Annotated in this window: 7 protein-coding genes and 1 pseudogene; 7 read left to right on the top strand and 1 reads right to left on the bottom strand. The window is 57.0% G+C overall.

The window, feature by feature from the left end; all coding sequences use genetic code 11:
* From K2Y56_RS17245 to K2Y56_RS17220, 7 genes and pseudogenes are all read left to right on the top strand, one after another.
* On the top strand, window positions 1-450 hold a 450-nt coding region (locus K2Y56_RS17245; RefSeq protein WP_292510174.1), incomplete at its 5' end, for a hypothetical protein.
* Between the two features lie 763 nt (window positions 451-1,213).
* Window positions 1,214-2,773 carry a TadE/TadG family type IV pilus assembly protein gene (locus tag K2Y56_RS17240; RefSeq protein WP_292510171.1) on the top strand — a complete coding sequence of 520 codons (1,560 nt, stop codon included), beginning with the start codon at window positions 1,214-1,216 and terminating at the stop codon, window positions 2,771-2,773.
* Between the two features lie 7 nt (window positions 2,774-2,780).
* Window positions 2,781-3,353, top strand: coding sequence for a TadE/TadG family type IV pilus assembly protein (locus K2Y56_RS17235; protein ID WP_292510168.1), 573 nt, complete (start codon window positions 2,781-2,783; stop codon window positions 3,351-3,353).
* The gene (locus tag K2Y56_RS17230) at window positions 3,350-3,925 is read left to right on the top strand and encodes a TadE/TadG family type IV pilus assembly protein (RefSeq protein WP_292510165.1); all 576 of its coding nucleotides are present in this window, start codon (window positions 3,350-3,352) and stop codon (window positions 3,923-3,925) included. Before K2Y56_RS17235 ends, K2Y56_RS17230 begins: the two co-directional genes overlap by 4 nt.
* Before the next feature lie 1,156 nt (window positions 3,926-5,081).
* Window positions 5,082-5,333 (top strand): PilZ domain-containing protein, encoded by a 252-nt coding sequence (locus K2Y56_RS26530; protein ID WP_366849023.1) that lies wholly within the window; start codon window positions 5,082-5,084, stop codon window positions 5,331-5,333.
* Window positions 5,334-5,594: 261 nt separating this feature from the next.
* Complete coding sequence (locus K2Y56_RS17225) at window positions 5,595-5,819, top strand: hypothetical protein (protein WP_292510162.1); 225 nt, start codon at window positions 5,595-5,597, stop codon at window positions 5,817-5,819.
* A gap of 201 nt (window positions 5,820-6,020) precedes the next feature.
* Window positions 6,021-6,623, top strand: a pseudogene (locus K2Y56_RS17220) (integrase core domain-containing protein); the annotation flags it as partial.
* 191 nt (window positions 6,624-6,814) lie between these two features.
* Here K2Y56_RS17220 and K2Y56_RS17215 read toward each other — a convergent pair.
* Window positions 6,815-7,435: a PepSY domain-containing protein gene (locus K2Y56_RS17215; RefSeq protein ID WP_292510177.1), complete on the bottom strand. Its 621-nt coding sequence runs from the start codon at window positions 7,433-7,435 to the stop codon at window positions 6,815-6,817.
* Window positions 7,436-7,575: the final 140 nt, after the last annotated feature.

Below are 7,575 nucleotides of genomic sequence, written 5' to 3'. Positions count from 1 at the left end.
ATGGTGGCCGACATCAAATCGGAACGCTGGCCGGCTTCGCGTCGGAATGGGTGGCCGGCTTCCGTCGGAATCCGCAATGAGCGAGATCTCGTGCTGTGTGAGGTGGCTGAGCTCGAGAGCGCAGTCTCCTGCGATGGTGAGGAGGCGCGCGCGAAGCTTCACGATCTCGTCTGCTCAGCGCCGGCCGGCCTCCTCCGCATCGATCAATCGGCGCTTGGCCTCGACGTGAAGCTGATCCTGTTGCCGCACCTTGACGATCGTCTCGGCTGTCCGTGCGTCGTCGAAGCTGAGCGGCTGGTCGCCGACGTCGATGCCCCCGGGCGACAAGGATCTCTCGAACCCGAGTGGCGGCGAGATGTGCTTCGACAGTGGCCAGGGTCACAACGGCTTGGGCAGCATCGCCGAGATGAACCGTCCGTTCGCCGTTTCCCGAACAGTGAACGGCAGTGAACGGCTTTGCCTGTCGGCTGGGTTCGGTATTGGCCGAGCTGGCGGCGCGTACCGCCTCAACTTTGAACTTGCCGTCATCGCGCCTTTTGATCGAGCCTTTAGCAGCGAGCTTGTGCAGCCCGTCCTTCCCACGGCCCAGCTGCCGACCCCACTCGCTCAGGCTGATGCCCTCAGCCGTCGAAATTGCTATCGACTCCTTGCAACTCAAAACCCTAGAGGCTGAAAACCCGGACTGCGCCGCCGTGCGGTAGGAGCGCTCCCGCTCGGAAGGACCCGCGACTTCCGCGGTTGCGAGTGGTCCCGATCTGACGGTTGGTGCGGTCCGCTCTCGACCCTCCGTCAGTACAAAATCTACCTCCTGAAAGTTGCAACATCGTGTTCTGAAGCTGAACTGGCCTGCCCCTCCGAGATCTCCACTTGCTTCAATTCCTGCGTTTGGCTTCGGTTTTGGAACTTTGTTTGGTAACTATCATCAATCACTAATGAAACATGTCGAGCTTTAAAAAGTGATTTTTAATCGAATAGAATTCATTAATTATAGTATAAACCGCTAGTAAAGATTGTAATACAGTTTAATCCATATAATAGGTGATACAGAGAGTTATCTATTGACCGTACGTTAATTCAATATGCGAAACGATGTATGTTCTCATGGCTTGTTTTAACGTATCGTAACCTATGTCAGACGATGCCTAGCTGGCTCCGCCAGCAAACTGGCAATCCTCTTAAGGTGCCTGAAACCCGACCGTGTCTTGCTTCGGGGATGAATCGCCGTCACTCGCCCAGCCGCTCGACTTTCTTGCATAGTTTCCGCCGTCATGATGGTGGCGGCGTCGCCATTATCTTCGCCCTGGCGTCCATTCCGCTCTTGATGGCAGCGGGCATGGCCATCGACTACTCTGTCAATTCCAATGCGCGCCAAGAGGTGCAGAACGCGGTAGACGCGGCGGCCTTGTCGCTGGCGAAGCTTCCGCTCGATACTTCGGAGACGGAACTCAAAGCCAAGGGTGATGCGCAAGTTAAATTGGCACTGTCGAAGTCTGGGATTGGCGGTTTGGTCGTGACGACAGTGCGTGATGGAGATTACATCCGCGTCGGCATCACCGGTAACACTCCAACGTCTTTGACCCAACTCTTGGGCCACACACAACTTGCACTCAACGTTACGAGCACCGCCAAGCGCTCGACGACGAATCTGGAGCTTGCTTTGGTTCTGGACAACACCGGCTCAATGAAGGGCCCGAAGCTAACCAATCTCAAAGCTGCGGCGACTGATCTCGTAGACAACCTGTTCAAGCAGACGGATCCAGCCAAACCAAACGCCCTGAAGATCGGAATAGTGCCCTTTTCGATGACGGTGAATTTAGGCCCAACTGCCGCAGGCAGCGATTATCTCGATCTTGGTGCCAACTCCTCGATCCATAAAATGATCTTCAAGCCTGGAGAAAGTGGTGCGAACCGTTTCACGCTGTTCACGGCGATGAAGCGGACTTGGGCTGGCTGCGTGGAGAGCCGACCAACACCCTACGACGTTGACGGCACACCTCCGTCGTCCCTGTATCCCGATACCTTGTTCGTGCCCTTCTTTGCACCTGATGAGTCCGACAACGATACCCTGGCGGTCAACAGCTACATGGATGATCTGCCAAACGGTAAGAGAGACAATTCGCTGACCAATCGTGAACGACAGGGACTTACTGAAAAGTATAGCAAAAACACTTTTAAAATCGGCGCCAGCGATCGGCAGGGTTCTACAGGCTATCTCTACGGGCCGAACGCGGGCTGCGAAATCCAACCCCTCACTCGGCTGACAACCAGCAAATCCACGGTACTGAATGCCATCACGGCGATGTCCGTTAGCGGAGATACCAACGTGCCAATTGGCCTTGCGTGGGGTTGGCACCTTCTATCGCCGTTCGCCCCCTTCAGGGATGGTGTTGCCTACGACGATCTCAAGACAAAAAAGTTCATAGTCCTTATGACCGACGGGCAAAACCAGTCGACATACAATAACTCTGAAAACCGGTCCTATTACTCTGGAATTGGTTACATCTGGCAGAACCGCATCGGTACCATCTCTAACGACATGGCAACGCGCAGCAAAGCCATGGATGATCGACTGAGCGCGCTCTGTGCCAACGTCAAGAATTCGAACGTCCAGGTGTTCACGATACGCGTTGAGGTAACCGAGGGCACAAATGAGGTGCTCAAAGCTTGTGCATCTAAAGCCAGTATGTTCTTCGATGTAAAAGATTCCTCAGGTCTGCCCGCAGTCTTCAAGGCCATCGCCGAACAAATTAGTGACCTTCGTATCGCCAACTGATCCGACCATGACCCTGATTTCACGGCCTCCCAATCAGCGCCAGCCATGCTGGGGCTTCTGGTCCCACAAAGGCGGCGCCACGGCCATCGAGTTCGGTCTCGTTGGGTTGCCTTTCGTGCTGTTGCTCCTTGTCATCCTGGAAGCATCGCTGCTGCTGACGGCTCAGCTGACCTTCAATAATGCAGTCGACCGTGGCGCACGGCAGGTTCTGACTGGAAATTTTCAAGAAAAATCGGATGGAACGGATCCAGCGGTTAGATTGCGAAAATCCATCTGCGAGGGCTTTGTAATGTTCAGCTGCGCTGATCTCAAGGTGGAGGTGACTACATCGCCGACTTATAGGACCCCGTCTGCTACAAATCCATACGATGCGGATAAAAAAGCTATGGCAGAAGGATTCGGGAACAGGTTTGACTGCCCGAATGGGGACGAGATCGTTTCGATCAGAGCGGCAACCACCGTGTCGGCGTACTTGCCCATGGTCGATTTTACGGGAAGCAAGATCGGCACCGACAAGCAGCTTATCTTGGCGACTGCGGTTTTCCGCTCGGAGCCTTTCGGACCAGGACGTTGCCAGTGACCTCGCTCTTGGCACGCTTTGCACGTGAGCCCGACGGAGTCTCGGCGCTCGAATTCGCGATGATCGCTCCCATCCTGATCGTCGTATTCATGGCATCGATCGAGCTGCCACGGTTCATTTCAACGCACCAGAACTTGGCACGAGCGAATAGAGCTATGGCCGATATCATTGCCCGAGGGACCCTACCTTCCGTGGACGAGGTCTACGAAGCCGGTAAGGCGGTAGCAGCTCCCTTTGACACGACTGGGGCTTCTATCGTGCTTACGGCAGTTGGCGTGTATGCCCAGGGAAACGCCTTCGTCGCCCGCGTATGTTCTAGCGTGCAACACAACGGGACTGCCCGTAGCCTGAATTCGACGATCTCGCCCATTCCTCCTGCAGAGGAACGAGACCGAGCCAGATACGTCATGTCGGAGTTGACGGCGAGGTATGTGCCGATTTTCAATATCTTTCCCATCCTCAACAGTTACACTTTCATGAAACAGGTCTACTGGCCTGTTCGGCGAGGGACAAAATACAATGGATTTGATGAAATCATCCTTCCCGGCGGACAACCATGTCCCATTACTTGACATAGATTAGTCGGGAGGGATTTCACGGGGCCGGATGCTTGGGATCACTTTCGGTCTTCTCATGACTGGTGTGCTCTGGAAATTATGGAAGACGAGGGGCCTTGCGGTTGCGAGTTTGGCGCTGGGTAGAGCATCGAAGCCTCGCTGGCGAGATGCAGGTCCTGATCCGGCCGCAAGCCGTTCTGGGCAGAATGTTGGTTTCTAGGAGCCACGTCCATTTTCGTTTTGCACCCACCTCAGACCTTCGGTGAAGGTGCCAGACGTCAGATTTGGACTATTGGAGCATTCAGAGTGGGCTAGGTGTATGGTCCCGGGATGAGGTATGACGGGTCGCTCCATCAACCTTTCGGTCCGGTCCATCATGCTGTCGAGGATGGTGTTGGCTCCGGCATCCCAGGTGGCAAAAGACTAGCCAACGGGCGGCTCCCTCGGGAGGCTCGGACCGAACAGCTTTCGTCGAGCCCGGGATCTGTGGAGGGCGCCAACGGACTCGCCATCTTTGCGCCTGAAGGATTGCTGGAAGGTTCGAGGCGCGTTCCAAATGACGGAATTGGCGCCGTCTCCCCTGGTCTTCAGGCCGGCGTACTGGCCTAATGAATCGCGCTTCTGGTTTCGGTAGTCACCGAAGCGACAGCTGCCGGATGCAGTTGTCTTGAAGTTGCGGATCGGAAGGCCCGAGCCCTAGGCTGCAATGACGTAAGAGAGCGCGGCCTACTCACTTCAAGATCTTGAGGCGCTAAGCCTTATGCTCCGGAGTAAGGGGGCGGCCTCTGCTGTATTTGGAGGGCACGAAGTCGGCGTGTCCGGCATGGTGAGGCGGGAGCTTATGGTGGCATGGGGTCTCTGACGTGTGTCCCGCTTCAAGCGCGCTCGGGCAAGCTCGGTCTGGGCGCTAGCCTTCATTTCCTAGCTTATTTGTGTTTTCGTTGACCATCAGATCTGCCGCACCCGTTACGTGTTGCCTGGTTTCATTTCCATGCATCTGCGGAAAGCCTGCGTCGCGCTTGCTCTCGAAGAAGGGGTGCCTGAGAGAACTCACAGTGCGCCAGCGGCGCTCACTTAACGGAAAGCATGTTGATCACAGTCCTTGTCGCGTTCTCAGCTCGTTAAGGTGCACGCGTCAGCGTCAGCCAAGCGCGTGCGGTGAGGAAGTCGAGTGCCTGTTGACCAACGTTCCGTGACCAGGAAGAGGCTTTTTCGGATCGGAGAGATCCATATCGAAGGCTATTCATATCCAGTCGATTGCCTGGTTCGTGACACGTCAAACGGTGGCGCGCTCATCGAAGTCGGACATACGGATATCGTACCTGAGACGTTCCGGCTGACCATTTCCAGCAGTGGGTTGGATGTGCCGTGTCGCGTGATCCGACGGACCGCTCATATGCTGGGCGTTGCGTTCGTGGCCTGAACGTCTGAGCGTGGACGGGTGGTACCCTAGGCTGGATACAGCCACGCGCCTCTACCACGACGGTCAACAATGTGGCCGCGTATCCGGGGCAAGGCGCAGGCACCTTAAGCTTCGAACAGCGGCGATGCGACCGCGAAAGTGTCCAGTAACGGACAGAGCTGCGACGTGAGGAAACCGTACGTCCTTCCGTGGGTTCTCTCTCCCCATACGGCCGTACTGGCCACCATGACCTTGGCCAAGCTCTCTGCGTGGAGGCAGCTCATGGCCACGGTCAAACGCCGCGCCGAACTCGCTCAAATCGCCCTTGACGCTTATCTTCATGCTGAGGGCGCCAATCGCCTCTGGAGAGGCGGTGTGCCCGCCTGCGATATCGTCGATCTGATGACGGATCTTCTCCTACTCGCAAAGCAGCGAGGCTACGATCCTTGCTCGGTCGTGACCAAGGTCGAGCGGCACCTGCAGGCAGAAACCGAAGAACAGTGCTAAGGTTAAGGCAAGGCCTGCGCTGACACCAGTTCTCATGACTGTTTGATCGGGAGTCACAGCGGGGCTGCGGCGGTGTTGAGGCGAGCCATACTTCAGAAGATCACTTGGCCCACGCAAATCAGAGATGCCTGTGACCTGACCGGCTGGTTTTGAACCGGGCTGATTGAGAGGATCAGCCAGGACCGAAGGAGCTGGACATGGAAGCATAAGCCACGCAGTCCGCTGTGGCTGAACGACGGCTCTTGCGTGCGGCTGCGGCCGCAGCATCGCAATCACGTTTGGAGCTTCGACTTCGTCCAAGGCTAGACCCGTGATGGTCGGAGCTTGCGCATCCTGACGCTGATTGATGAGCACAGCCGCGCTTGCTTGGCGCTGAAGGTGGCGCGACGCATCAACAGCCTCGGCGTCATCGAGGCGCTGGCGGATGCGATGTGCCTCCATGGCATCCCGGAGCACATTCGCTGCGACAACGGCCCGGAAATGATCTCGAAATCACTACGCAAGTAAGTCGCCAAGACTGTTTCGCGGATCCAGTACATTGCGTCCGCATCACCTTGGGAGAACGGGTACTGCGAGAGCTTCAACGGCAAGCTTAAAGACGAGTGACTACGCCAAAAGATCTTCTGCTCGCTTAAGGAGGCGCAGATCGTGATCGGGATGTGGAAGAACACTTATAACCGCGTTCGGCCGCACTCGTCGTTGGGTGACCTCCCGCCCGCGCCCGTTACGTTCCCGGATCTGGCCTTCCGCCAACCCAGGGCCGCCACCATGCAGCAGCCTTCCAATTGGCTCGGTACAAAATAACGGTCAGGTCAGTGACTTTCCTCATTGGGGGGAGGGGGCTCAATCGACTTTCAAGGAGCGCGCTGATGCTAGGGTAAATACCGGGGTGGGCCGTGACGAGCGACTGAGCACAGTGGATAGAAGCCAAGACGTGCGTCGTTTCTGTCGTGCTCTGCCACGACATATCCCGCCCCGGAGATCAGATTACAGGATCAGTCAACCACCTTACCGTCGGCGCCAACCTTGACGGTCTGCTCTCTGTCGGCGCCTGCCACCTTGATCTCGTACTGTACCGCCGAACCGTCCTTGGACACCTCAGCCTCGAAGGCTTTGCCGCCAGACACCTTCTGCTCGGCCATCGCCAATGCGTCCTTGAGCGGCGTTTTGGCATTCTGGAAATCGGCGGCTTTGAGCCGGGTGAAGTACCGCTCGATCGGCTGGTTCTCTGTCTTGTAGAGTTCGCCCGTATCGGCGTTAATGTAGTGCTCGACGAGCTTGCCGCTCGGATAGACTACCTTGATCTCATAATGCGCTGGGTCCTTCCCCTCGATGTTCTCGAAGTCGGCGTCGATGGCGCGACCGCCCTTTTCCTCGCCCTTGCTCTCGGCCGTGCTCAGCGCCTGCGACAGGCTGATCTTGGCGATCTTTGCGGCTTGCCACTCCTTCGCGTCACCGCCAGTCCGCGTGGTCGACGCGCTGGTTGCCCCTCCAGCAGCTGAAGGCAAGCCTGGCGCAGGAGCCGGAGCGGTGGTGCCGGGAGCTGTTGTCTGGGCCAACGCGAGGCTGGTGCCTAGCGTGAGCAGGCCGGCGGTAGCGGCAAGACGCATCAACATGGTGGTATCCAATCCATCTGGGTGTTGCTGAGCCGAAGCTCGGCCAAGGAACGCACTTCTACAGAGGTCGTGTCCGTCAATGAGGTGGAAATTCGGGGTGGAGTTGGAGCGGCCATCGGTCAGGCGGCCTGAGGTGGAAT

The organism is Methylobacterium sp. (genome assembly GCF_019745455.1).
Lineage (GTDB): Bacteria > Pseudomonadota > Alphaproteobacteria > Rhizobiales > Beijerinckiaceae > Methylobacterium.
This window is presented reverse-complemented; position numbering and strand designations above follow the sequence as displayed.

Bases quoted from the DNA above. Each gene is read 5' to 3' on its own strand.
- K2Y56_RS17225 (WP_292510162.1), top strand. From the start codon at position 5,595: ATGGCCACGGTCAAACGCCGCGCCGAACTCGCTCAAATCGCCCTTGAC.
- K2Y56_RS17235 (WP_292510168.1), top strand. From the start codon at position 2,781: ATGACCCTGATTTCACGGCCTCCCAATCAGCGCCAGCCATGCTGGGGC.
- K2Y56_RS17240 (WP_292510171.1), top strand. From the start codon at position 1,214: ATGAATCGCCGTCACTCGCCCAGCCGCTCGACTTTCTTGCATAGTTTC.
- K2Y56_RS17215 (WP_292510177.1), bottom strand. From the start codon at position 7,435: ATGTTGATGCGTCTTGCCGCTACCGCCGGCCTGCTCACGCTAGGCACC.